Origin of the sequence: Guyparkeria sp. SCN-R1, assembly GCF_003932495.1 — a bacterium.
GTDB lineage: Bacteria > Pseudomonadota > Gammaproteobacteria > Halothiobacillales > Halothiobacillaceae > Guyparkeria.
Genome location: NZ_QZMT01000001.1, coordinates 236468 through 261652, shown reverse-complemented (window position 1 = coordinate 261652; position 25185 = coordinate 236468). Strand labels below are relative to the sequence as shown.

The window sequence follows — 25185 nt, the reverse complement described above, 5'->3', positions numbered from 1 at the left end:
TGTCCTGGTACCCACGAGTGTCCTGATTCAACGGCACGGTCCTTACGACCGCTGCGGCGAGGCGCGAAGGCAACCACCCCCGAGCGTCACCCCTGCCGGGCCACCGCGACCCCGCGAGACCGCCGCAGAGCCCTTATGGCCGCGGTCGGACGGGTGCGTCGCCAAACCGGGGCATCGTACCACAGAGCGCCTCTTGACGCGGCGCCCCGGGCGGCCCCTCAATCGAACAGCCGCACAATACCGGCACGATTCGGGTGACGCACCACGCCGACCTCGGTAACCAGCGCATCGATCAGCCCGGCCGGCGTGACATCGAAGGCCGGGTTGTACACGTCGACCCCTTCGGGGGCCACCGGTTGCCCGGCGATTTCACTGACCTCGGACCCCGAACGCTGCTCGATCTCGATAGCCCCGCCATCGGGGCAGTCGCGATCGATCGTCGAACGCGGGGCGACCACCATGAATCTCACGCCGTGATGCCGCGCCAGCACCGCCAGCGCGTAGGTACCGATCTTGTTCGCCACGTCGCCATTCGCCGCGACTCGATCGGCCCCCACGATCACCCAACTCACACGGCCGGTGGCCAGCACGCTCGCCGCAGCACTGTCACAAATCAGCCGGTACGGAATCGATTCCTGTTGCAATTCCCAAGCCGTCAGCCTCGAGCCCTGCAGCCAGGGACGGGTCTCGTCGACATATACCCCTTCGAGCCGCCCGGCGGCCCAGGCATCACGGACGACACCCAGCGCCGTGCCCTGCCCCGCGGTAGCCAACGCGCCGGTATTACAATGAGTAAGCACCCAGCTACGTTCCGAGCCGGGCTCAATCAGGCCCGCCCCCAACTGACTCATAGCAAGGTTGGCCTCCACGTCGCGCGCCTCGATGGATTGCGCCTCCTCGGTCAGACGACGCAGCCGTTGACCACTCTCCAGCGATTCGACCGTACGCAGACAGGCGACCATGCGATCCAAGGCCCAGACCAGGTTGACGGCGGTCGGACGCGCGGCGGCCAATTCACCATACGCCGGCTCAAGCATCGCGACGGTGAGTTCGTCACCTCGTGCGGTTGCCGTGTGCGCGGCAAGCAGATACCCGTAAGCCGCCGCCACCCCGATGGCAGGCGCCCCGCGAACCGCCATCTCGCGTATCACTTTTGCCACGCACGTTGCATCTGTACAACACAGCCACTCGACCCGGTGAGGCAATAGCCTCTGATCGAGAACATGCAACTGTTTTTCCTTGTATGTCAGTGCCTTAAGCAAAACCAACCCCCACTTGAAAATGCGCTGCAATCACGAACCCACACCCCTTTTATCCAAGGGCTTAAGCGCCATTGAGCGATTTTGATGCCTAGTTTCGCAATCGATCGGCGCTATTTTTGCACTTTGCCGGAAGGGCCGGCTACTATTCCGGTGAGATTCAACCAATGCCGGATCTGAATCGCGCTATTCCTAGCGACACCAAAGTCATCTCTGACCTCATAAGAAACAAGGAGATTTCACAGATGAAGAAAATGACCGTGATCGCTGCCTCCGTTGCAGCCACGTTTGCCTTCTCTGGCCAGTCCCTCGCCGGGGGTGATTCCCCGTACGTGTTTGACAGCAACGGCGACCCGGTAATGACCGGCCATGGCACGTGCCTGTACAACAATCACGGCACGCTGAACAGCGAGACCGCGATCGAAGCGTGCAACCCGGAACTGATCACCAAGGCCGAGCCGGCACCGAAGCCGGTCGTCGAGCCGCCTCCGGCACCGGAAGCCAAGACCATCACGCTCGAGGCTGACACCTACTTCGACTTCGACAAGTCGAACCTGAAGCCGGAAGGCAAGGACACCCTGAACGCGCTGGTCCGCGACATGGGTGACCTGAACGCCGTCGCGAACATCGAAGCCGTCGGTCACACCGACAGCATCGGTACCGACGAGTACAACCAAGGCCTGTCCGAGCGTCGCGCTGCGACCGTCAAGGACTACCTGGTTGACCAAGGCGTTCCGGGCGACAAGATCGAGACCCAGGGCATGGGCGAATCCAACCCGATCGCCACCAACCAGACCCGTGAAGGTCGTGCCCAGAACCGTCGTGTTGAAATCACCGTACAGGGCACCGCCCAGTAAGGCGTTTCCAACGCTCGACGTGAAAAACACCGCCTCCGGGCGGTGTTTTTGTTTGCGGCCAACTCACGGTCACACTCGAAGCGAACGGGATGGCACCTATACTGTTTGCGCAATCCGTTCCACTCATAACGCACAACAAATCGCTTTCAAGAGGAACCGTCATGGAAGAAGCAGGCTTTTTCTCCCTGTATGTATTGCCTTGGATCATCAAGATCCTGATTGCCGTCGCGATCGCCGCCGGTGGCTACTTGATCGCCAAGATCGGCAGCCCCTGGCTCGCCAAGCTGCTGGGGCGAACAGGCATAGAGCCGATGCTGGTCGGCTTTACAGTCGCCTTGGCGCGCACCGCGTTCCTGTTGTTCGTGGTAATCGCGGCCCTGTCACAGCTAGGCCTTGATACGACCTCGCTGGTCGCCCTGGTCGCCGGTGCCGGCATTGCCGTTGGCCTGGCACTGAAGGACTCGCTGGGCAACTTCGCCGCCGGGGTGATGGTGCTGATCTTTCGTCCGTTCAAGGCCGGCGACTTCATCATTGCCGATGGAGTAATGGGCACCGTGAACGAGATCGGCATCTTCCACACCCGCATGAACACACCCGACAACGTCGAACTGATCGTCCCCAACGGCCAGCTCTACGCCTCGGCGATCACCAACTACAGCGTGCGCGACACCCGTCGCCTGGACCTGGCAATCGGCATCGACTACGCCGACGATATCGCCAAGGCCAAGGAGTTGATCATGCAGGTGTTCGAGAAGGAAGACCGCGTCCTCAAGGATCCGGCCCCGGCCGTGCTGGTCGACCAGTTTGGCGCCTCGAGCGTCGACCTGCTGGTACGCCCCTGGATTCGCTCAGCCGATATGCCGACGATCAAATCCGACCTGCAGCAGCAGATCAAGGAAGCCTTCGATGCAAACGGCATCACCATCCCGTTCCCGCAGATGGTAATCAGTTCCGCCGAAGGCGCCGACGAGGGCGCGAAGACAAGCAAGTCCTGATCAACTCGTCCCGCACGAAGAAAGCCCCGCAATTGCGGGGCTTTCTTTTGCTTGCCGGAGTGAAAGTCTCCGGGGAAGACGGGGGGACTTATCGGCCACCGCCGTAACCACCGCCCATGCCACCAGCGCCGGCACCGGGACCCATTCCGCCACCACCGACCGAAACGGTGCTGTCGTCATCCAGGAAGCGGTTGGTTGAATCGGCACCACCGCCACCTTGGACAAAGGCGAGGAAGGTATCGTTGTCATCCAACGTATCAACGCGGGTGTTGTGGATATCATTCGGCATGTTAGCCGTACCCTCGCCTGAGGGGCTGTTGTGATCGGCCAGCGCCACGCCAGACGCCAGAAAGGCCGCAAAAGCCAGGAAAGCGGGAACAATGGTCTTCAACTTGATCATGGTGTACCTCTCGTACAGTCACCGGACATTCATGCATGGGAATATAACTATATTCTTGCCATGCATAAATTCAGACCATGCCTCATTTGGAAAGTTTCCTGCCGGCGGACAGAACGCCCCGTAGGCCCTGTGGCAGGAGATCCACTGATCGGTTACGGAGTCGGCCACCACGTCGCCAGAGCGTCATCCAGACAGCAAAAAGCCCGGATGCACTGCACCCGGGCTTTAATGATTCCATCAACGATGTTTGGCGGAGAGGCAGGGATTCGAACCCTGGGACCCCGCGAGGGGGTCAACGGTTTTCGAGACCGCCCCGTTCGACCGCTCCGGCACCTCTCCAAACGGGAAAGACGCGACCGAGGTCGCGTCCACGCCCGGCTTTCAACCCCGGGCTACACAAAAACTGGCGGAGAGAGAGGGATTCGAACCCTCGGTACGGGGTTACCGTACACACGCTTTCCAGGCGTGCTCCTTCGACCGCTCGGACACCTCTCCGTTTTCTATCCGACGGGGCAGACCCGCGTCAGGAAGGGCGCAGAGTTTACCCAAACCGCCAGCCCATGACAATGGGCAGACGACCACGAGCATCCACACACGATATCAGCGCCCCGGTTCAAGCACCGCCATGGATTCGACGTGTGCCGTATGGGGGAACATGTCCATCACGCCCGCCGCCAACAGCCGCCAACCGTGATCGTTCACCAGCCGACCGACATCCCGGGCAAGCGTTCCCGGGTGGCAGGAGACGTAAACCACCCGGGCCGGCTTCATGCGCGCGATCACGGACATCATGGCCTCGGCGCCCGCCCGCGGTGGGTCGAGCAGGACGCGGTCGAACGACTCGTTCATCCAGCCGTGGCCAGCATCGGGATCGAACAGGTTGCCGACGACGTGGCGTGTGTTCTCGATGCCATTGCTCGTCGCACAGGCCGCGCCGCGCTCGACCATCGCCTGATCCGCCTCCACAGCGGTGACCGACCCCACCGGACCGGCCTGCCGGGCCAGTGGCAGACTGAAATTGCCAAGCCCGGCGAACAGGTCCACCACTCGATCGCCCGGTTTCACCGCCAGCCACTCCAACGCCTGGTGCACCATGCGGCGGTTGATCTCGGCATTGACCTGGGCGAAGTCCAGCGGCGAGAAGCGGATCTCGACATCGAACTCCTGGAGACGATAACTCGGGTAGACGTCGCGCGCCCCCTCTACCAATGGCTCGAGGCTGTCCGGGCCGCCGGGTTGCAGGAAGATCGCGAAACCGTGCGCGTCGGCAAAGGCATCCAGACGCGCCCGATCCGCCTCCCCGAGCGGCACCATGTGGCGGAAGGCCAAGGCGCAGTGCGCATCGCCACAGCCCACTTCGATCTGGGGAATGTCTCGCCGGGCATCCATCTCGCCGATCAGTTCGGCGATCGCCGGCAATCGCTCGCCCACCCGCGGGTCGAGCACCGGGCAGGTGTCGATATCGGCGAGCAGAGGCGAGCCGAGTTCGCGAAACCCCACCACCGCACGCCCCTTCTTGCGCACGAAGCGCACTCCCAATCTCGCCATGCGGCGGTAGCCCCAGATCGACCCCGTCAACGGCTCAAGCACCTGCTCCGGCGTTACCCGCCCGATCCGCGACAGTTGATCCAGCAAGGCCTGTTGCTTGTGGCGCACCTGCGCCTCAGGGGCCAAGTGCTGCATGGCGCATCCACCGCAATGATGGAAATGTGGGCAGCCCGGCTCGATCCGTTCTGGACTGGCCCGATCCACCGCCACCGCATCACCCAGATCGAAATGCCGGCGCTGGTCGCGATACACGAAGCGCACGTCCTCGCCCGGCAGCGCCCGACCGACGAAGGTCGCCTTGCCATCGACGTGAGCCACGCCGCGACCCTCGAGGGTGAGCGACTCGATATGAGCTTCGAACTCGCCCGGCGGCAGCGGCTTGGCATGCTTGTGCTTGTGGCGTTTCTTGCGGTTGGGGTTGCGGGCCATCGATTTCTCGATCAGAGGAAAGACAAAGGCCCTGCCGCACGGGGTGCATGGCAGGGCCGGCTCAGGGGCAATTAGGCCAATCAGCCCGCCGGGAAGACCCCGGTGGACAGGTAGCGGTCACCACGATCGCAGACGATAGTGACGATCACGGCGTTCTCCACCTCCGCGGACACCTTCAGGGCCGCGGCCATCGCGCCGCCCGAGGAGATCCCCGCCATGATGCCCTCCTCGCGCGCCAGCCGCCGGGTCATTTCCTCGGCTTCATCCTGGCCGATATCCAGGGTGCGATCCACCCGCGCCGGCTCGAAGATCCGGGGCAGGTATTCTTTCGGCCAGCGCCGAATCCCCGGAATTTGCGCGCCCTCGCCCGGCTGAACGCCGACGATCTGCACACCGAGGTTCTGCTCCTTGAGGTAGTGCGAGGTGCCCATGATCGTGCCGGTGGTGCCCATCGCGGAGACGAAATGCGTCACACGGCCCTCGGTGGCCGCCCAGATTTCCGGGCCGGTCGTCAGGTAATGCGCCCGCGGGTTGTCCGGGTTGGCGAACTGGTCCAGCACCGTGCCCTCGCCTCGCGCGGCCATCGCGGCGGCAAGGTCCCGTGCGCCTTCCATGCCCTCATCCCGGGAGACGAGCTTGAGCTCCGCCCCGTAGGCCGCCATCGACTGGCGCCGTTCGATCGACATGTGCTCGGGCATGATCAGCGTCAGGCGCAGGCCCAGCGTGGCAGCCACCATCGCCAGTGCGATGCCGGTATTGCCGGAGGTCGCCTCGACCAATCGATCGCCGGGCTTGATCTCGCCACGTTCCATGGCGCGTGCGATCATCGAATGGGCCGCGCGATCCTTCACCGATCCGGCCGGATTGTTACCCTCGAGCTTGCCGAGAATCACGTTGCCGCGCGCCGCACCCGTGGGGTCGAGGCGCTGGATACGCGCCAGTGGCGTGTTGCCGATCAATTGATCAAGACGGTGACCTAACATACGCTTTGCCGGCTCGCTCCAGTTACCAAATTCTTCCGGGGAAGGCGGGTTTGCCTCGCGCCCCGAGTATGCCACAAAGGCCTTCGGTGAACGCTCCGATCCGCAGTAAACAGACCGCCACACAACGTGGCCCCGCCGGCCGTCTTGCCGCCCTGGGAGCTATCCTGCCCTGGGCCCTGCTCGCTCTGGTCGCTCCCCCGCTGCTGCTCGCGATCGAGGCGCTCGTTTCCGGCCGAACCCTTCCCTCGCCCGCATTCTGGGCGGCAACCATCGGCTGGACCGGCATCTGGCTGCTCCTTGCCGGCCTGTCGATTACGCTCCTTTGGTTTCGGCGGCGATCCCATCCCTCGGAGACCAACGCAACCAGCAAGTCGGCGCCACCGATCCAGCGCACCGGACCGGAAAGCCAGCTTTCGGCCGCCACGGTACTCGAACTGGTCAACCAGCAATGGGTGACGCCGCTGGGGCACATCCGATCGGCGGTCGACAGCCTCGCCACGCTGGAACGTCGCCTGAGCCGCTGCGCGCCACCGGCCAAGGACGGCGAACAGGAACCGGCCCGATCACTCCAGCTGATGCGTCACGCCAGCCACCGCCTGCGCCTCTCGATCGAGAACATCATCGACTACCACGAGATCACCGCTGGCCGCATGACGCGCACCGACGGGCGGGTCAACCTGCGCACCACGGGCGAGGACCTGGTGACCGACTGGCAGACCACCGCCCAGCGCGACGGCGAGGTGTTGCAGTTCATCGGCTACCAGGACCTGCCGCGAGAGATCGTGTTCGATCCGCAGATGCTGCGCCGTCTGCTCGACCGTCTGCTCAACGAGATCCTCGGCATCGCCCACCTGCGCGAGCCGGCCATCACGCTGGAACTCGAGGATGACCACGAGAACGAGGGCGGCGACCGATTGGGACGCTTTCGCCTGACCATCGACGGGCAGGCCCGTGACGGTTCTCTCGATCGGGAACAACTAGCCGAACGCCTCGCGCAACCACTGCCCGAGCAACTCGAGGGCCTGCTGATCGACGATCTGATCGATCTCTGGATCCTGCGCTGCATCTCCCATCACCTCGATTCGGCACTCGAGGTGGTCGACACCGGCCCGGAGCGCTTCGGGATGACCGCGACCTTCAGCGCCCCCATCCTGATCGGCGAACCCGACAGCAGCGACCGGTTGGCGGGCCAACTGGCGGCCGTGGTCTGCGCCTCGGCGCAACATCGCCGTGCCTGGCAGGGCAACCTCGCCGCCCTCGGGGCGAACATCCAGGTCGAGCCGGATTTCGGCCAGCCAGTCGACCTGCTGTTCCTCGACGAGCGCATCGTCGAACGACACCACGAGGACCCGGCCTTCGGTCAGTGGGTCTCGCTGGCCGGGCGGGTCATCGGGCTATCCAGCCACCTGACTATTCGGGGACGGCCGGCCGCGGCGCTGCACTGGGCGGACTTCACCTTGCCACTGTTCATTCGAGCCCGGGCGCTGGCCGCCTCGCTCGAACGGGTATTGGGCGCCCCGACACCGGGACCGGGTCGCAGCCCAGCCCGTTTTGCCGCACCTCGCCAAGCCGACAGCCCCCCCGCTAGCGGTGGCAGCGACAAACCACGGCAGGGCAAGCCGGGTCGACACGCCCTGTATTCCTTTGCCGGCCGGACCGCACTGGTGATCGACGATGACCCGGTCTACCTCGCCCACCTGGGGCAAACGCTGCGTGAACTGGGATTCCACGTCCTCGAGGCCACCAACGGCAAGCAGGCGCTGGCACTGGCTGATCATGAAGACATCGACGTGGTGTTCACCGACATGCACATGCCGGACATCACCGGTGCCGGCGTCGCACGCATCCTGAAAAAGCGTCCGCGCCACCTGGAAACCCCGATAATCGCCATCACGGCCAACCGGCAGGGCAACGTGCACCAGGACCTGCTGCACAGCGGCATCGAACGGGTGCTGACCAAACCGGTCACCGCCGGCGATCTGCTCAGCTCGATCGGCGAATTCTTCCCCCTGGAGACTCACGGTCGTCCCGACCCGGAGACCACCCCGCCCGCCAGAAACGACCGCAAGGACGAACGCGACCCGTTCCTCACCCGGCTGCTCTGCGATGAGTTGCCGGGCTACCGGCGGCTACTGACCGAACAGGCCGACGATCACGAAACGCTGCGCCATGCCGCGCACAAGCTCCGGGGGGCCGCCGCCTGCTGTCGTGAAACCGAGTTGCAGACACTCGCCGGTGAGCTTGAGGATGCGCTCGACGCCAACGAAACGGCCGAGCGCATCGCGCCACGCATTGCCGCGCTGATCCGCTGCATCGACGGCATAAACGCCAACCCGCTCTGCGATACGAGGACCACCTGAATACGCCGCCTGGCGCGGCCGGGTTATATAAGACCGCGCTGATTCAGCTCGCACCAATTCGCTGCTAGGATGCCTTCATGGGCGTCACTCAGGAACGGGTGACAGGAACGACTGGCAGGGAAGGAACAAGGACGATGCAACTCGACAACGCCACGGCCGACGGAGGGACCGATTCGGGCATGGTCGTCTTTCTTTGCACTGCCGCCGGGCGCGTCCTCAGCGCCACACCCCGGGCGGACGAGTTGTTCCCGACAGACGGCGAGCAGACCCTTCGCGAACGCCTGGAACGCCGCCTGCGCATGAACCCCGGCCCGTCACTGGGCACCGCCCTGATCGATGGCGAGGAGACCTCGCTGATCGGACTGATGGACAACCGGGAGATCACGCTCGCCATCACCCCGCTGGACGAGCACCAGCGACTGGTCGTGCTACTGGAAAGCCTCTGCCCGCCCACCAGCCTGGATTCGCTCACCGGCCTGCCGGACCGCAGCGCGATGCTCGAACGGATCCGCGACATCCAGTCCGATGGTGACGGCGGCCATCGCCTCATGCTGGTCGACATCGACCGGCTCAAGACCGTCAACGACTACCTCGGCTATCACGTCGGCGACCGGGTCATCCGCGATCTGGCCGGCGCCATGCAGGCCGCCGTCCCCGACGACGTGATGGCCGCGCGCTGGAGCGGTCACGAGTTCATGCTCCTGATCCCGCCCCGCCAGGCAGAACACAGCCAGCAGATTGCCGAACGCATCCGCGCGTCTGCCGCCAGCGTCCGTTTCAACGGCGGCGAAGACGCCCCGCCGCTGGGTTCGGTGACCGTCAGCATCGGTCACGGCGCGCTCGGCCCGGGTGAAACGTCCCGCACCCAGCCCCGCGACCAGCTAAGCGCGCTCAATGCCGCGGTCTACGAGGCCAAGCGCACCGGCCGTGACCGCGTGGTCAACGCCGACCGGCTGCAGCAACCCTCGGTCTACACCACCGGCGGCGCGCTCGATCGCGCCATCCACGAAGGGCGCATCGTCGCCGCCAGCCAACCGATCGTCGATCTCAAGACCGGCGAGGTAGTCGCCGACGAGGCACTGGCCCGCATGATCACTCCCGAAGGCGACGTTATCCCGGCGGGCCTGTTCATCGATGCCGCCTCGCGGTTGCAGATGGCCCACCGGATCGACTTCGAGATCATTAACCAGACCATCAACAACTGCGTGGCCTCGATCGGTCATCGACCGATGGCGCATTTCGTCAATATCTCGGGGGACTTCCTGCAGCACCCGGAACTGATGGAACAGGTGATTACCAACGCCCAGGCCGCCTGCGAGTGCATCGGCGGTGAGATGAATGCGGGTCCCAAGCCCTTGGTCCTGGAGATGACCGAACGCGAGGTGCTTGAAGACACGTCAGATGCCTTCAGCGCACTCAGGCCCCTGATCGATTTCGGCCTGCGACTCGCCCTGGACGACTTCGGCAGCGGCTACTCTTCCTACCGCTACCTGCTCGACATGCCGTTCACGTTCCTCAAGATCGAAGGCGCACTGGTCCAGAACATGAGCGACAGCGTCCGGGCACAGAAGATCGTCCGCCATATCCAGGCCATGGCCAAGGACATGGGGCTGGTTACCGTCGCCGAGTTTATCGGTGATGAGCGCACCGCCGACTTGCTGCGCGAGATGGGGATCGACTGGGGCCAGGGCTTCCACTTCGGCCGGCCTGAGATCATCCGCCCGCTGAAAAACGAAAACCGCATCGCCATTCACGAAATCTAGCCGGACCCGCGCCACGGCCTTCCTCGACACGGAAAAGTGCGCTATCCTGCGCGCCCTGTTTCGGAGTGTAGCGCAGCCTGGTAGCGCACCTGCCTGGGGGGCAGGTGGTCGGGGGTTCGAATCCCTCCACTCCGACCAGATTTATCAATGACTTGCGGCAATTCTGACGCGGGTCAACTTCTACAAAAACGGCATCTTCTACAATGGCAGGCATGGATACGCCGACGCGGGGCATCGAGTACCCTCAGCACAGGAGGTGCCCGACATGAACAAGAACACACGCACATGGACATCGATCGCCCTGGGCGGAATCGCATTCCCTGCCCTCGTCTATTGGGGCTTCGGTGAGTACATCGCCGGGTGGGTTTTCGTGGTGCTAGCGCTGGGTGGATATGGAGCTGTCTACGCTGGGCTCACAGAGGCCCAGGCGAACGAGCGCATGGCTGACGGCGAGTAGTCAGATAATCGCCACCGGCTCCCTATAGATTCAAACAGTTAGGCCGCCTCACAAGGGCGGCCTTTCTGCGTTCTGGATCCATGTAACCGATCGGACACTCAATGGCCCTGCTCCTCGCTCGCGCCACGCGGCTACCTCGGCTCATAAACCTTTGGTTAGATCACTGCCGCGCCGGATAGAAGCCGGTGCCTATTTTAAACCGGGCTGGTCGATGAACTCGCGGCACTCAGCCGGGCTCATGTCCTTGGCACAGCGCTCGGCGCGATCGACGTTGCGATCCAGGTAATGGTTGTAGAACGCCGGGGCGGCGCCGGTGATCTCGCCGATCCGCTCGCCGCCCGGTGAGAAGAACAGGACGTAGGGCACGCCCCGCACGCCGAGTTCATCGGCAAACGCCGCCGGCTCCTTCAAGTTGCCATCGACACCGATGAAGCGATCGTCGGAGTCGATCTGCACGCGGCGGATGATCATGCGTCCCTGGTAGTCCGGATCAAGCCGCATCGGGATCAGGAATTCGTCGTCGATCTTCTGGCAGTAGCCGCAGTAGCTCGCGTGGAAGAACAGCATCATCGGCTTGTCGTGCTTCTGCATCCAGGCGAGATCCGCGGGGAGGTCGGCGAGGTGATCGACGAAGCGGACGTCGTCGTAGATGGCCATTGCCGAGTCATCGGCATTGGCGGCCAGCGCGGGCATGGCAGCACCCAGGCCGAGGGCCAGAAGCAATGCGCCCAGCGGGCGGCTCAGGACAGACAGGCTATGCAAAGGCAGGCGGCGGGATACGGTCATGGCGACACTCGCTGGTTGTGATTGGGCGTATATACCTAGCACCTACGATACGACCAACCGGACATGCAATCCATCGTGGTGCACCATCGGTGCACTCAGGGTCGGCGCCAGGACGAACGGCTTGAGCGTGGTTGTTTCGGCGGGCACACTTGCGGCCTTCCACGTTGAGTGCCAGACGCCAGCCACCCAGAACGCCTTCACGACACCTTCGCCACGATGACCACGCCTCACGCCCACACCTTCGCCCATCACCCCTCACTCGTGGTTCGTCACGCCCTGGCGATCGCTACCGAGGCCCACGAGGGCCAGGTGCGCCGCTACACCCATGAACCGTTCGTCACGCACCCGATTGCCGTCGCCCAGACGGTCGCCCCCTTCAATCCCGACCCGCTGGTACTCGCAGCCGCCCTGCTCCACGACGTCGTCGAGGACACGCCGGTTACCGCCGCCGATCTCGCCCGCGAGATGCCGAGTTCGGTGGTGCGGATGGTGCTCTCGCTGACCAATCAGGCCAGCGCGACCGACGGCGACCGATCGAGTCGCAAGCAGATCGATCACGACCATGTCGCCCGTGCCGAGCCGCGCGCCCAGACGATCAAGTACGCCGACGTCTTGCACAACGTGCAGTCGATCGCCCGGCACGACCCGAGCTTTTCACCCACCTATCTGCAGGAAAAGGCCAGCTTGGTTCGACGACTGAACCGTGGCCACCCGGTGCTGCGCCGGCACGTCTGGCATTGCATCGACACGCTGATCGCCGAGCTCGACTGACACTACCCCGTCAGCGGCTCACCCCAACGAGGCCAACATCCGTCGAAAACGTGCCAGCGAGAGCATGAACAGCACGCCGCCGATAGCCGCCAGCGCGGCGAATTGCGGCCAGACCACGTCGAATCCCGCCCCGCGGTAGAGCACCGCCTGCGCCATGGCGACGAAGTGGAGCGTCGGAGCGGCCTGCATCAACAGGCGTATCCAGTCGGGCAAGCTTTCGGCCGGGGTCATCCCGCCGGAAAGGATCTGCAGCGGCAGCAGTACCATCAGGATCAGCAGCCCGAACTGAGGCATCGAGCGGGCGATGGTCGCCAGAAAGATCCCCAGCGAGGTGGTCGCGAAAAGGTGCAGCAACGCCCCGGCAAGGAACAGCATCACGGACCCCTCGATCGGGATGGCCAACAGCCCCTGCACGACGATAGTCAGGGAGAACGTCGCGGCCACCAGCACGACCACCGTCATCGACCAAATCTTGCTGGCCATGATCTCGAACGGCGTGACCGGCATGACCAGCAGGTGCTCGACCGTGCCGTGCTCGCGTTCACGCAGCAGCGCCGCACCGGTGAGCACGATCGCCAGCATGGTGATGTTGTTGATCAGCTCCATCACCGCGCCGAACCACGATGCCTGCAGTTCCGGATTGAAGCGGGCCCGCCAGACCAGTTCGACCGCCGGGGCTGCGGCCTGGCGGGTCCCCGCCAGAAAGGTCTGGATCTCGCCCTGGACGATCGCCTGGATATAGCCACTGCCGACAAAGGCCTGACTCATGCGGGTGGCATCGACGTTCAACTGGATCGTCGGGCTCCGGCCGGCCAGCACGTCGCGCTGAAAGCCCGCCGGGATGTGCAGGGCGAAGGTGTCGAGCCCGGCGTCCATGCGCTCGTCCATCTCGACGGCGGAAATCAGGCGCGGGGGCAGGAACGACGGCGGGTAGAAGGCATCGGCAATGCGCATCGAAAGCGGCGAGCGGTCCTCGTCGACGATCGCGATCGGTGCCTTGTTGAGGGTTTCCGGCATGGCGGTGGCGGCGGTGTAGATCGCGAGCGAGAAGGCAAAGACGATCAGAACCAGCATGATGGTGTCGCGCCACAGGCTGCGAAATTCCTTCAGGCCCAGATACCAGATATTGCGCCACATGCCTTAGGGAGCCTCTATACGGATGCCATGCCACTCTGGCCTAGCGAGTCGTTCGTGATCAAGGCGCGATGTCGCCGGCGTGCCGGTGGCCACGTGAAGACATCGCAACGCGGAGCACGGGGGACTCGCCAGGCCCCGCAGGGCACGCCTTGAGCCGGGCATCTGCGGCGTTGCCGTCCTTGGAAAGAGAATAACTCTTCCGCGGCGGACGGTCGCCTTGCATCTACCCGGCTCAAGGCGCGCAGAGCGGTATGGCATCCGTATAGAGGCTCCCTAACGCTCCTGTTTTCTCAGCAAGAGGATGGCGATCGCGATCATCACCGGCCCGGCCAGCAACAACGGCAAAAACGAACCGGCCAGATCCTCGAAGCCCAGTGCCTTGGAGAACGTGCCGCGCGCGATGGTGACGAAGTGCGTCGCCGGAAACACCTGACCGATCACCGCGCCCAGCCCCTCCAGCGAGGTGACCGGGTCGATCAGCCCCGAATACTGCGCCGAGGGGATCATGGTGAGGATCGCTGTGCCGAAAATGGCCGCCAGCTGGCTCTTTACGAAAGTGGAGATCAACAGTCCCAGGGCCGTCGAAGCGAACACGTACAACAGGGCAGCCAGGCTCAGGGCAAGGAAGCTGCCGGTGATCGGCACGCCGAAGACGAACACCGCCAGCACGACCAGCAACAGGTAGTTGCTCATCGCGAGCACCACGTAGGGCAATTGCTTGCCGAGCAGGAACTCCAGACGCGTGACCGGGGTGACATAAAAATTCACGATCGACCCCAACTCCTTCTCGCGCACCACCGACAACGCACTCAGGATGGCGGGGATCAGCATCAGTAGCAGCGGGATCATTGCCGGCACCATCGCCGGCAGGCTTTTCACGTCCGGGTTGTAGCGAAAGCGCGGTTCGATCGACGCCGGAACGGCCAAGGCCGACTCGCCGAGACGCTCACGCGCCCGCATCGTCAGCCAGTGCTGATGCATGCCCTGGGCATAGCCCGCCAGGGTCTCGGCCCGGGTCGGCATCGCCCCGTCGACCCAGGCCCCTACCTCGACCGCCGTGCCTCGGGCGAGGTCACGGGCAAAGCCGGGCGGAATCTCGATCACCAGTCCCAGTTCGCCCGAGCGCATGCGGCGATCGAGCTCGGCGTAGCTGGCCACCGGCGCGTGTTCGGTGAAATAGCGCGACCCCGACAACCCGGCGACGTAGTCGCGACTGACCGTGGTGTTGTCGCGATCGAGCACGGCGAAGGTCAGATCCTCGACATCCATGTTCATCCCGTAGCCGAGCACCAACATCAACAACAGGGTGCCAACGGCAGCAAGGGTCAGGCGGATGGGGTCGCGCGTGAGCTCGCGCCCCTCACGGCGTGCGTAAGACGCCAGCCGCCGGGGACTGAACGCCACCGATCCGGCAGAGGCCTCGCCAACGGCCGTCTCCACCGATTCGTCGCCCGTTTGCGTTCCAGCCACGTCCTCCCGTTCGGAGGCCTCCTCGAGATAGCCGATGAAGGCCTCCTCCAGGTCGATCGCCCCGCGGGAGGCGATCACCTCATCGGGCGTGCCCGTGACCAACACGCGACCGGCATGCATGAGCGAGAGTCGATCGCAGCGCTCGGCCTCGTTCATGAAGTGCGTCGAAATGAAGATCGTCACCTGCTCGTCGCGGGCCAGCTCGATCAGGATGCGCCAGAAGGCGTCGCGGGCTATCGGATCGACGCCCGAGGTGGGCTCGTCGAGGATCAGGATCTCGGGCTCGTGCACCAGTGCCACGGCCAGCGACAGACGCTGGCGCTCGCCCAGGGGCAGCTCGTCCGGCAGCGCGTCCATGACACGATCGAGACCGAAACGACCGGCCACCGCGTCCACCCGCGCATCGACTGCCGAGCCGGCCAAGCCAAACAGCCGGGCATGCAGCTCGAGGTTCTGCCGCACGCTCAGCTCGCCGTAGAGGGAAAACCCCTGGGTCATGTAACCGACCCGGTGGCGGGTGGCGAGATCATGCGGGTCGAGGCGGTGGCCGAACAGCCGGGCCTCGCCCTCGCTTGCCGGCAGCAGGCCGGTAAGCATCTTCATGGTGGTGGTCTTGCCGCAACCGTTCGAGCCGACAAAGCCGAAGATCTCGCCGCGGGGAATGGAAAAACTGACGTCCTCGACCGCGGTGAAGGCACCGAAGCGCTTGGTCAGCCCCTGGGCCTCGATGGCCACCGGAGCGGTGTTCGTGTCCGGGTGCGCGCTGTGGTCGACCGGGCGATGCTCGTGATGAGCACCCGCCGGCAGCAGCGAAATGAAGGCCGCCTCCAGCGTCTCCCGTCCCGTCTGTTCCAGCAAGGCCTCGGGCGCCCCCGTCGCCAGCACCCGGCCGGCATTCATCGCCACCAGGCAGTCGAAGCGTTCGGCCTCTTCCATGTAGGCGGTTGCCACCAGCACGCTCATGCCGTCGTGCTGGGCGCGGATACGTTCGATCAGGCGCCAGAACTGGCGGCGTGAAAGCGGGTCGACGCCGGTGGTGGGCTCGTCAAGGATCAACAGATCCGGCGAATGGATCAGCGCACAGCACAGGCCAAGCTTCTGTTTCATGCCGCCGGAGAGCTTGCCCACCGGTCGGTCGGCAAACGGGGCCAGGCCGGTGGCCTCCAGCAGCTCGGCGATGCGCCGCCGGCGCTCTGCCGGGGCATGTCCGAACAACCCACCGAAGAAATCGACGTTCTCGAACACCGACAGGGTCGGGTAGAGATTGCGACCCAGCCCCTGCGGCATGTAGGCGATGCGCGGGCTGACCTGTCCACGAAAGCGCGCCCGCCCGATGTCGCCACCGAGCACCTCGATCGTCCCGGACTGGATCGCGCGGGCCCCGGCGACCAGCGCGAGCAGGCTGGACTTGCCCACACCGTCCGGTCCGATCAGCCCGACCATCTGCCCGGCGGGGATATCGAGGTCGATTCCGTCGAGCGCCACCGTCTCGCCGTAGCGCAGGCCGACCCCGCGCAACCGGGCAACCGGTGCGGGGCTTGCCATCAGTCGGGCACCCGTACCTTGAGATGCTCGGGCCAGGGCTGCTCGTCATCGAGGCGTACCCACGCCATCCCAGGCAGGCCGGTCTTCACCTGGACAATGTATCGTTCGAGCAGATCCACCGGCAGGCGGGCACGCACGCGGAACATCAGCTTCTGGCGCTCGACCCGGGTCTCTACCGTCTTGGGGGTGAACTGTGCCACGTCGCTGATGTACGAGATCCGCGCCGGGATGACGTATTGCGGGGCGGCATCGATCACCAGCCGTGCCTCGCTACCCAGCCCGATACGACCGACCACATCGGTCGGCAGGAAGAACGTCATATAGACGTCCTTGAGATCGACCATGTTCATCACCCGGCCACCGGCACCGACCACCTCTCCCGGTTGGGCGACGAGATATTGGATGCGCCCGTCGCGCGGGGCGTGGAGCGTGCTGTCGGCGATGTCGGCCTCAATACGTTCGATGGTCGCCCGCGCCGCGGAGACGGCTTCCTCGGTACCAACCACCTGCGCCCGGGCCGTGGCGATGCCCGCCTCGGCCGCGGCGATCTGGGCACGTGCGGCACTGACCGCGGCCGCCGCGCCCTTCACCCGCGCCTCGTCGTTGTCCACGTCCTGCCGGGAAACCGAGCCACTCTTGACCAACTGCGAGGTGCGCGCCAAGCGCTTCTCGGCGATATCCAGCTCCGCCTGGCGCTGGGCCAGCAGCGATTCGGCCGCGGCCTTCTCCGCCTCGCGCTGAGCCACCTGACTGCGCGCGGTCACCACGTCGCTACTCGCCTGACGCAGGCGTGCCTCGGCCTGATGGAGCTCGGCATCAAGCGTACGCGTATCCATGGCGGCGACCGGCTGTCCGGTGGTGACGAACTCGCCCTCATCGACATGGATCGATTCCACCCGTCCGGGCACCTTCGCCGCGATATCGATCTCCACCGCCTCGATCCGCCCATTGCCGCTGGCAAGACCGGGATACTCGTCCACCACGGTCAACTGCTGCCAGGCCCACCAGCCAAGGAAAGCCAACACCAAGGCAATGGCGATTATGCGGATTAGCCAGCGTCGACGAATCGGTGACATGCAACAGGCTCCTTGCCCTAAGGCGATTCAAGCATATCCATCATGCGCGAGGAGCTGATCCGACGGGCTTCCCCGTCAAAACGAGCCGGTTTGTCCGGCACGGACTCCTCTAGACGATAATCGCACGTTTCCCAGCCAGCAGGCATCAGGGCTCGCAGGCGAATGATCTGGGGGAGACGACTTGACTCCTTATCCTGTGGCGCAGCCTTGGGCCAGCAACAAAAAAACGCCCCGGGAAGGGACGTTTTCGCTACCCAATCACCCCACCGCGATGAGATGACGGGACAGGTGCCATGACGGTTGCTCTTAGAGCAGTTCGTCCTGGATTGCCTCGATACCGGCCGCGGCACACTCGTCATCGATGCTGCCGCTTGGCGAACCGGACACGCCAATCCCGCCGACGATACGCCCGTCGGAGGTAATCTGCTTGCCACCGCCAAGCACCGTCACCCCGTCAAGGTGCTGGATGCCGTAACTCTCGTCCCCGGGCTTGCTGGTCCCGTGCAACTCGATGGTATCGGTGCGGAAGCTCACCGCCGTCCAGGCCTTGCTCTGGGCCGTTTCCACCGAGTGCGGCCCGGCATAGCGGTCGCGCTTGAGTGCCTGGGCCGTACCGTCCGGCCCCACGACCACGGCGGTGACCTGGGCGTTCCGCTCACGACAGGCCTCCACGGCCGCCGCAACGGCCTTGACGGCCACCTCGGGAACCACGGCCGGCGTGTCGAACGTACCCTCGGCGGCATGCAGCGGCGTGGCGGTGATCATCAGTGCCGTGCCGGCAAAAATCGTATTGCGTACCTTGCTCATCTCGGGTTCCCCCTTTTTTATGTGGACATACCCCATTGTTATAGCCGGGAACGCCGGGATTACAACGCGGATACCTCCCCATAAATCAACAGGTTATTAGCTCGCCATTAGTTAATGAGGTGCGTTGGGAATTCAATATCACCCACAACGGAAACAGGGTTGTCCGCGAAGAGGGGACGGCCGGCCGCGCATCGACACGCCGTCACTGCCAGCGTTACCCGGTCGGCTGACGTTATTCTTTCTCCGAGCAAGGCAGTGGGGTAAATTGGCCCCGAAAACTGGTTCGTCGAACTATCGATAACCAACGGGCACGATTTTCCGGGGACATGGGATGGCGGAGTCGAGCGACTTCTATCGTAAAAGCTACGAGCGCATGCTCCGGGAATTCACCCGCCTGGAGGACCACGACCTGCGCCTGGTCAAGCTGTTCAAGCTGACCGTCAGCCGCACCCTGATCGCGGTGGAGAAGGCCTACCCCAGCCTCGTGCCGTTGTGCAATCGCATCCGTGGCCATGTCAGCCGCCAGGCCGATGCCGACTTTCCGCTCGACCGCCTGCAGGTCGACATCGAGCAGCTCTCGCAACGCCTGCGGGAGCTGGAAAGCGGCCGCGACAACGCGGCACCCGCCGACGAGAAACCCGACAACTCACGTGCCGAATACCAGCGCAAGCTGTTCGTCCGCGAGTTCGTTCCGCAGATGCTCGAGGGCATCGCCTTTATCGGTCCGCTGGAAAGCCACCGCCGCCAGCTACTCGATGCGATCGCCGCCCACCAGTTCGACGCCCACCCCAGCCTCGTGATCGACCGCACCGTGGCGTTGATCAACGAGATGCGCCAGATGATCGAGCAGGAGAAGACCGAGCTGACCCTGTTTCTCGACGAGATTAAGGCCTCGGTACAGCGAATCGAGGAGGACGCGTTTCACCAGGGCAAGCAGGCCGAGGAGCGCCGCGGCAAGCTCAGGCGCTTCGACAACATGCTCGGGCGCAGCGTCGGCAAGCTGAAAAAGCAGATCGAGGAGGCCGAGGACATCGACACCATCAAGCAGACCGTCCGCGACCAGATCGAACAGCTGCACGGCAAGGTGCGGGAATTCCACGAGACAGAGGGTCGACGACTGGCGGAATTCGAGAGCCAGAACCTGCGCCTGCGCGGTTACCTCACGACGGTAATCAAGCGGGCACAGATGCAAGAGAACAAGCTCAAAGAGCAGTGTGGCGATCGTAACCGCTGCACGCTGACCGCCCTGCCAAATGCCTTTGCCTTCGAGCAGCAGCTACGCAACGAAGTGGCGCGACTGCGGCCCGGTCGGCCACCCCTCTCGATGCTGTTCGTCGACATCGACCACCTGAAAAAAGTCGCCAAGAGCCACGGCCAGCAGACGGCCGACAAGATCCTGATCGTGCTGGTGCAGACGATCTCGCGGATGATCCACTACAGCGACTACTTCGCCCGCATCGGCCCCGACGAGTTCGCCATCCTGACCAAGGAACAGGACGGCGATGCTGCCTTGGAACTGGCCGAGGCGATCCGGACGCGCGTGATGCGCACGCGACTGCGCCATGGCAGCAAGAGCCTGTCGCTCACCCTATCCTGCGGTGTGACCGAACTGGAGATCGGCCAGACCTCCGAAGAAGCCTACCGCCACGCGCTGGAGGCCTTGCAGCACGCCAAGGCCCAGGGCGGAAACCGCTGCCAGAGAATCGGACCGACTTGAGCCTCAGTCCCAACCGTTCCTGGCCACCACCTCGGGATTGAGCAGGCGGATCTGCTGAACCACCGGGTCGGAGTGTTCCCGCTCGGGCTCGATCTGCATCAAACGCAACAGGTAAGGCAGCAATGCACGGCGCACGGTCACACGGCGCTCGCCATTGACCATGCCGTAATCCGCGGCGATCACCGCCTGCTGGGCCGGCGCCAGGTCGGGATGCACCCCGACCCGCAACGTCACTTCCTCGAACCAGTCGGCATCGTCGTCCCGCGGTGCGCCCGGCCGGTCCGGCAGGGCCTCGGCATTCCCCATCCGTGCCAATACAAAATCGCGGTACTCGCCGTGTTCGTGGCTGAACGCCCGCAGGTGCCAGCGAAAGCCGCTGTAGACCAGCGTGTGCGGGGATAACTCGATCGGTCGCGGATGCGGTCGGCGCATCGACTGGTAATCCACGCGCAGCCGGTGGCCGTTGCTGGCCGCCGCCGACACCACGCGCAGGATGCCCAGGTCCAGTTCGCGTTCGAGCGGCCGCAGCAGTTCCACGTTCGGCCCGGCCGCCGCCAGCGCGACTACCGGCCGGTCCTCCCCCGGCAAGGCGGCCAGCACGTCCAGCAACTCGGACGTCCGCCCCGATAGCAGCAGCGCGGCAAAGCGATCACCGGGCTCGTAGTACTTCTGCGAACGGTTGTAAACCAGGTTGTCCGGGGCGAGTGCCTGGTAGACGGCGAAATCCTTGGAGGCCTGCGCCCGGCTGATGCCGAAACTCTCCGTCAGCGCCTGGGTGCGCACCCAGCCGTTGAGCAGCACAGTGCACTCGAGCAGCTTGAGGCGCTGGCGCAGGTCCCATTTCAGGTCATCGATGGTAGTCGGGGTGATGCGGTTCATGCGGCCCATTCTCCGCCCCGCTTCTGGTGTGTCAATAAAAATGACGTGAGTTTGTTGACACGCCCAGATTGTATACCTACTATCTGGACATGCCTAGTTTGTAGGCAGTAAACGAAAGGAGCACCGCCATGCAGACCTACCACGACGACGTGATCGATTTCTGGGCCAACATCTTCCGCGCCTGCCGCCTGTCGACGGCCGGCCTCGACCTGGAGACCTTCCTCGAGGCACCCAGCCAGCATCTCGATCGATTGGGGCTGTCCGATGCCGTCGAGATGCTCGCCAACGGCCACCTGCCGCTGCTGCCCGAACAGGCCGCGGTGCGCCGCGAGATCGACGCCCGCTTCCGCCAGCCGGCGGCACCGCAACCGGCCGTGCCGGCCACCGTACGGGCCTTTCTCCCGCCACCGGCCTTTCTCGCCACCGCGAGCTGAGCCCGCCCGCGCCGGGCTCGGCCCGGCACGCCTGCAGCTCGCGTGAACAGGCCCGCTCGATGGTCCGCCTCGCGTATAGTTATGAGGAGTCTCTGCACGAATGCCATACCGCTCTGCGGGGCCTGGCATTCGTGCAGAGATTCCTTAAACCACCCACGCCGGATTCGAGGCCATGGACGCGACCAACTCGTTTATCTTGCTCGGCGCCCTGCTGCTGTTCACCAGCATCCTTGCCGGCATGGCCTCGTCGCGGTTCGGCTTCCCGCTGCTGCTGATCTTTCTCGGCGTCGGCATGCTTGCCGGCCAGGACGGCGTCGGCGGCGTGGTGTTCGACGATTTCCAGACCGCCTTCCTGATCGGCAACCTCGCGCTGGCGATCATCCTGCTCGACGGCGGCCTGCGCACGCATATCCGCACCTTCCGCGTCGCCCTCAGGCCCGCCGTGTCCCTGGCGACCGTCGGCGTCATGATCACCGCCGGGGCCATGGGCGCGCTGGCCACCTGGCTGATGGGCTTCGACTGGTACTACGGGCTGCTGATGGGGGCGATCATCGGCTCGACGGATGCCGCGGCGGTCTTCTCGTTGTTGAAGGGCAGCGGCACGCGGCTGAACGAACGGGTCGGCTCGACGCTCGAGATCGAGTCGGGCATCAACGACCCGATGGCGATCTTCCTCACCATCACCCTGCTCGAGGTGATCTCGGCCGGCCAATCCCTGCTCGACCCGTGGATCCTGGTCTTCCTGGTCCAGCAGTTCGGCATCGGCGCGGTGCTGGGCGTGGCCTTCGGCTTTCTCCTGCGCGAGGTGCTGCGGCGGATCGAACTGGCCGAGGGGCTCTATGCGCTCTTGATCGCCTCGGGGGGCTTGCTGTCGTTCGCGCTGATCAACGAGCTCGGCGGCAGCGGGTTCCTCGGCGTCTATCTCACCGGGCTGGTGATCGGCACGGCACGCAACCGTGGCACCTTCCACGTCCTGCGCATCATGGACGGGCTGGCCTGGCTGGCGCAGGCGGGCATGTTCCTGATCCTGGGTCTGTTGGTCACGCCCACGGCGGTGCTCGACCAGATCGTCCCGGCGCTGATCCTCGCCTTCGCCCTGCTGCTGGTCGCCCGCCCGATCGCGATCTGGATCGGGCTGTGGCCGTTTCACTTCAACTGGCGGGAGACCACCTTCATCGCCTGGGTGGGCCTGCGTGGCGCGGTGCCGATCGTGCTGGCCCTGTTCCCGATGATCTACGGCATCCCGGATGCCGAACGCTTCTTCGAGATCGCCTACGTGGTGGTGATCACCTCGTTGTTGATCCAGGGCAGCACGGTGCCGTTGGCCGCGCGCCTGCTCAAGGTCGAGGTGCCGCCGCTGGCCGAGCCACGCCAGCGCGCCGATCTGAACCTGCCGATCGAACCGCGCCTGGAGATGGTGCAGTTCGTGGTGGGCGAGCACACGGACGCCGACGGCGCCGGCCTCGACCGGCTGCCGTTCGGCGAATCGGTCACGGTCGCCGGCGTGGTGCGCAACCTCGCGTTGCGCAAGGCAGAGCGCGGCTTTCGCTTCCAGGCCGGCGATATCGTGCTGACCATCATCCCCGAAGACATGATCAACGACCTCAACCGCTTCTTCACCGGCGAACGGCGCAAGAAGGCGGCGCTCGCCGAGCAGACGTTCTTCGGTGCCTTCTCGCTGCGTGGCGGGGCGCGGATCGCCGATCTCGCCCAGGTCTACGGCATCCAACCGCCCGAGGCGTTGCAGGAGGCGACCCTCGACGAGGCGATCAAGTCGCTGTTGCGCAACCCGCCGGTCGTGGGCGATTCGGTCGACCTCGATCGCGTCAGCCTGACCGTGCGCGAGATGGACGGACCCACGATCACGCAGGTGGGCCTCAAGTTCCGCGAAGAGACCTGATCATCCGGCTTCGAGCAGCCGCGCGACGCGCTCGCGCAAGGCCGGGACCACCTCGGCCTCGAACCAGGGGTTGTTGCGTAGCCAGCGATTGTTGCGCGGGCTGGGATGCGGCAGCGGAAAGTGTGTCGGGGCAAGCCGGCGCCAGTCGGCGACGACGTCGGTCAGCCGCTGACCACCCTTGAGTCCCAGGTGCCAGGCCAGCGCGTAGCGGCCGATCACGACCGTGGTTTCCACCTCCGGCATGGCCGCCAGCAACGGCCGGCGCCAGGTCGGGGCGCACTCGGGTCGCGGCGGCAGGTCCCCGCCCCGGCCGGTGCCGGGAAAGCAGAAGCCCATCGGCACGATGGCGATCGCCGGGTGGTGGTAGAAGGTCTCGCGGTCGACACCAAGCCAGTCGCGCAACCGGTCACCGCTGGGGTCGTTGAACGGCAGGCCGGTCTCGTGCACCCGCCGCCCCGGGGCCTGGGCGGCGATCAGCAGGCGGGCCTCGCGGCGGGCGATGAACACCGGCCGCGGGCCGAGCGGCAGATCGGCCGCGCACAGCCGGCAGGCGCGTATCTCGGCCTCGAGCTCCTCGAGTGCGACCGGCTCAGCCGGCATCCCCGTCCAGGGCCTTGAGGTGCGCGAGCACCGAGTCTTCCAGGCCCTCCAGGTCGTAGCCACCCTCCAGCAGGGAGACCACCGGCAGGTCGTCCCCGCCGGCCGCGGCGATCACCTCGCGGGTGATCCAGGCGAAGTCCTCGTCCTCGAGGATCCAGCCGCCCAGTGGATCGTTCTTGTGGGCGTCGAAACCCGCGGAGAACAGCAGCAGCTGCGGGCGGAACTCGCGCAGCGTCTCGAACCAGACCGAGTCGCGCACCCCCTGTCGGAACGCCTTGCCATCGGTCATGTTGGGCAGGCCGATCGGGAAGCAGTTGTCGGCGATCGGCGGGATGCCCGCGTACGGGTAGTACGGGTGCTGGAAGATCGAGAAGAAGCGCACCGCGTCGCTGTTGGCGACGATCTCCTCGGTGCCGTCGCCGTGGTGGACGTCGAAATCGACGATCGCCACCCGCTCGAGGCCATGGTGACGGATGGCGTAGTAGGCCGCGATCGAGACGTTGTTGAACACGCAGAACCCGCGCGGCTGGCAGGGCCCGGCATGATGGCCCGGCGGGCGGGTGGCGAGAAAGGCGCGGCGCTCGGGCCCCGGCAGCACGGCATCGATCGCCGCCTTGGCCGCGCCCACCACCCGCCGACTGGCCTCGATGGTGTACTCGTTGAGCGAGGTGTCGCCATCGACCCGCAACGCCTGGAAATCGCCGGCTGTCGGCGCCTGGCTGAAGATCGCCTCGACGTAGCGCGGGTCATGGGCCAGCTCGTAGTCGCTCTTGTCGCCCAACGGGGCCTCGACCCGCGTGTGCCGATCGGCCGGAAAGCGGTCGATGGCCGCCATCACGGCATCCAGGCGCTCGGGGCGCTCCGGGTGCGGCAGCATGACGTCGTTCTCGTTTACGTGCTTCCAGCAGACCGGGTGGCTGTAGATCAGCATGGGGGATTCCTCGTCGACGGGTGGGCGGGCATCGGTCAAATCAAGCACCCGACCCGGCCGTTGTAAAGGAAATCCCGCCGG

Annotated in this window: 21 protein-coding genes and 3 tRNA genes; 10 read left to right on the top strand and 14 right to left on the bottom strand. The window is 65.0% G+C overall.

The genetic code is table 11. The features are described from left to right. Positions 1-218 precede the first annotated feature (218 nt). Positions 219-1283 (bottom strand): S-methyl-5-thioribose-1-phosphate isomerase, encoded by a 1065-nt coding sequence (mtnA, locus tag D5687_RS01165; protein ID WP_125197982.1) that lies wholly within the window; start codon positions 1281-1283, stop codon positions 219-221. Between the two features lie 221 nt (positions 1284-1504). On the opposite strand from mtnA, the gene D5687_RS01160 reads away from it, so the two are divergent. Together D5687_RS01160 and D5687_RS01155 are read left to right on the top strand one after the other, a co-directional pair. Further along, positions 1505-2116 (top strand): OmpA family protein, encoded by a 612-nt coding sequence (locus tag D5687_RS01160; protein ID WP_125197910.1) that lies wholly within the window; start codon positions 1505-1507, stop codon positions 2114-2116. A gap of 161 nt (positions 2117-2277) precedes the next feature. After that, positions 2278-3111 (top strand): mechanosensitive ion channel family protein, encoded by an 834-nt coding sequence (locus D5687_RS01155; RefSeq protein WP_125197909.1) that lies wholly within the window; start codon positions 2278-2280, stop codon positions 3109-3111. Between the two features lie 88 nt (positions 3112-3199). Here the strand turns inward: D5687_RS01155 and D5687_RS01150 are convergent, their stop codons facing one another. The 5 genes from D5687_RS01150 to cysM form a co-directional block, all read right to left on the bottom strand. Beyond that, positions 3200-3511: a hypothetical protein gene (locus D5687_RS01150; protein WP_125197908.1), complete on the bottom strand. Its 312-nt coding sequence runs from the start codon at positions 3509-3511 to the stop codon at positions 3200-3202. Positions 3512-3759: 248 nt separating this feature from the next. After that, a tRNA-Ser gene (locus D5687_RS01145) sits at positions 3760-3850 on the bottom strand. Positions 3851-3915: 65 nt separating this feature from the next. Then, a tRNA-Ser gene (locus D5687_RS01140) sits at positions 3916-4006 on the bottom strand. 105 nt (positions 4007-4111) lie between these two features. Then, complete coding sequence (gene rlmD / locus D5687_RS01135) at positions 4112-5488, bottom strand: 23S rRNA (uracil(1939)-C(5))-methyltransferase RlmD (RefSeq protein ID WP_125197907.1); 1377 nt, start codon at positions 5486-5488, stop codon at positions 4112-4114. An 80-nt stretch (positions 5489-5568) separates the two neighbouring features. Continuing rightward, positions 5569-6471 (bottom strand): cysteine synthase CysM, encoded by a 903-nt coding sequence (cysM, locus tag D5687_RS01130; RefSeq protein WP_125197906.1) that lies wholly within the window; start codon positions 6469-6471, stop codon positions 5569-5571. An 86-nt stretch (positions 6472-6557) separates the two neighbouring features. Here cysM and D5687_RS01125 point away from each other — a divergent pair, with 86 nt between their 5' ends. The 4 genes from D5687_RS01125 to D5687_RS01110 all read left to right on the top strand — a co-directional run bounded on the left by D5687_RS01125 (position 6558) and on the right by D5687_RS01110 (position 11051). After that, positions 6558-8831 carry a response regulator gene (locus D5687_RS01125; protein ID WP_158611705.1) on the top strand — a complete coding sequence of 758 codons (2274 nt, stop codon included), beginning with the start codon at positions 6558-6560 and terminating at the stop codon, positions 8829-8831. Positions 8832-8965: 134 nt separating this feature from the next. After that, positions 8966-10594 (top strand): bifunctional diguanylate cyclase/phosphodiesterase, encoded by a 1629-nt coding sequence (locus tag D5687_RS01120; RefSeq protein WP_158611704.1) that lies wholly within the window; start codon positions 8966-8968, stop codon positions 10592-10594. A gap of 61 nt (positions 10595-10655) precedes the next feature. Further along, positions 10656-10732: transfer RNA gene (locus D5687_RS01115), tRNA-Pro, on the top strand. A 127-nt stretch (positions 10733-10859) separates the two neighbouring features. Then, positions 10860-11051, top strand: a complete 192-nt coding sequence (locus tag D5687_RS01110) for a hypothetical protein (protein WP_125197903.1) — start codon at positions 10860-10862, stop codon at positions 11049-11051. Positions 11052-11240: 189 nt separating this feature from the next. Here D5687_RS01110 and D5687_RS01105 read toward each other — a convergent pair whose 3' ends face one another. Next, positions 11241-11837, bottom strand: coding sequence for a thioredoxin family protein (locus tag D5687_RS01105; protein WP_125197902.1), 597 nt, complete (start codon positions 11835-11837; stop codon positions 11241-11243). Between the two features lie 216 nt (positions 11838-12053). Here D5687_RS01105 and D5687_RS01100 point away from each other — a divergent pair, with 216 nt between their 5' ends. Beyond that, positions 12054-12608, top strand: coding sequence for an HD domain-containing protein (locus D5687_RS01100; protein ID WP_125197901.1), 555 nt, complete (start codon positions 12054-12056; stop codon positions 12606-12608). Between the two features lie 18 nt (positions 12609-12626). On the opposite strand, the gene D5687_RS01095 is transcribed toward D5687_RS01100, so the two are convergent. The 4 genes from D5687_RS01095 to D5687_RS01080 all read right to left on the bottom strand — a co-directional run bounded on the left by D5687_RS01095 (position 12627) and on the right by D5687_RS01080 (position 18643). Then, positions 12627-13745, bottom strand: a complete 1119-nt coding sequence (locus D5687_RS01095) for an ABC transporter permease (RefSeq protein WP_125197900.1) — start codon at positions 13743-13745, stop codon at positions 12627-12629. A 273-nt stretch (positions 13746-14018) separates the two neighbouring features. Next, a complete protein-coding gene (rbbA, locus tag D5687_RS01090) occupies positions 14019-16760 on the bottom strand; it encodes a ribosome-associated ATPase/putative transporter RbbA (RefSeq protein WP_125197899.1) in 2742 nt (913 codons plus the stop codon). Next, on the bottom strand, positions 16760-17836 hold the full coding sequence (locus D5687_RS01085) for an HlyD family secretion protein (protein ID WP_125197898.1): 1077 nt from the start codon (positions 17834-17836) through the stop codon (positions 16760-16762). The genes rbbA and D5687_RS01085 overlap by 1 nt, the downstream gene beginning before the upstream one ends. Before the next feature lie 306 nt (positions 17837-18142). Continuing rightward, positions 18143-18643 (bottom strand): heme-binding protein, encoded by a 501-nt coding sequence (locus D5687_RS01080; protein ID WP_125197897.1) that lies wholly within the window; start codon positions 18641-18643, stop codon positions 18143-18145. A 331-nt stretch (positions 18644-18974) separates the two neighbouring features. Here D5687_RS01080 and D5687_RS01075 point away from each other — a divergent pair, with 331 nt between their 5' ends. Then, the gene (locus D5687_RS01075; protein WP_125197896.1) at positions 18975-20360 is read left to right on the top strand and encodes a GGDEF domain-containing protein; all 1386 of its coding nucleotides are present in this window, start codon (positions 18975-18977) and stop codon (positions 20358-20360) included. A gap of 3 nt (positions 20361-20363) precedes the next feature. Here the strand turns inward: D5687_RS01075 and D5687_RS01070 are convergent, their stop codons facing one another. Then, positions 20364-21239, bottom strand: a complete 876-nt coding sequence (locus D5687_RS01070) for a YafY family protein (protein ID WP_158611703.1) — start codon at positions 21237-21239, stop codon at positions 20364-20366. Positions 21240-21367: 128 nt separating this feature from the next. Between D5687_RS01070 and D5687_RS01065 the strand changes: the two genes are divergently transcribed. Together D5687_RS01065 and D5687_RS01060 are read left to right on the top strand one after the other, a co-directional pair. Next, positions 21368-21673, top strand: a complete 306-nt coding sequence (locus tag D5687_RS01065) for a hypothetical protein (RefSeq protein WP_125197894.1) — start codon at positions 21368-21370, stop codon at positions 21671-21673. A 172-nt stretch (positions 21674-21845) separates the two neighbouring features. Beyond that, positions 21846-23573: a potassium/proton antiporter gene (locus D5687_RS01060; protein ID WP_125197893.1), complete on the top strand. Its 1728-nt coding sequence runs from the start codon at positions 21846-21848 to the stop codon at positions 23571-23573. On the opposite strand, the gene D5687_RS01055 is transcribed toward D5687_RS01060, so the two are convergent. Continuing rightward, complete coding sequence (locus tag D5687_RS01055; RefSeq protein ID WP_125197892.1) at positions 23574-24173, bottom strand: uracil-DNA glycosylase family protein; 600 nt, start codon at positions 24171-24173, stop codon at positions 23574-23576. Then, positions 24163-25104 carry a histone deacetylase family protein gene (locus D5687_RS01050; protein ID WP_125197891.1) on the bottom strand — a complete coding sequence of 314 codons (942 nt, stop codon included), beginning with the start codon at positions 25102-25104 and terminating at the stop codon, positions 24163-24165. The genes D5687_RS01055 and D5687_RS01050 overlap by 11 nt, the downstream gene beginning before the upstream one ends. Positions 25105-25185 lie beyond the last annotated feature (81 nt).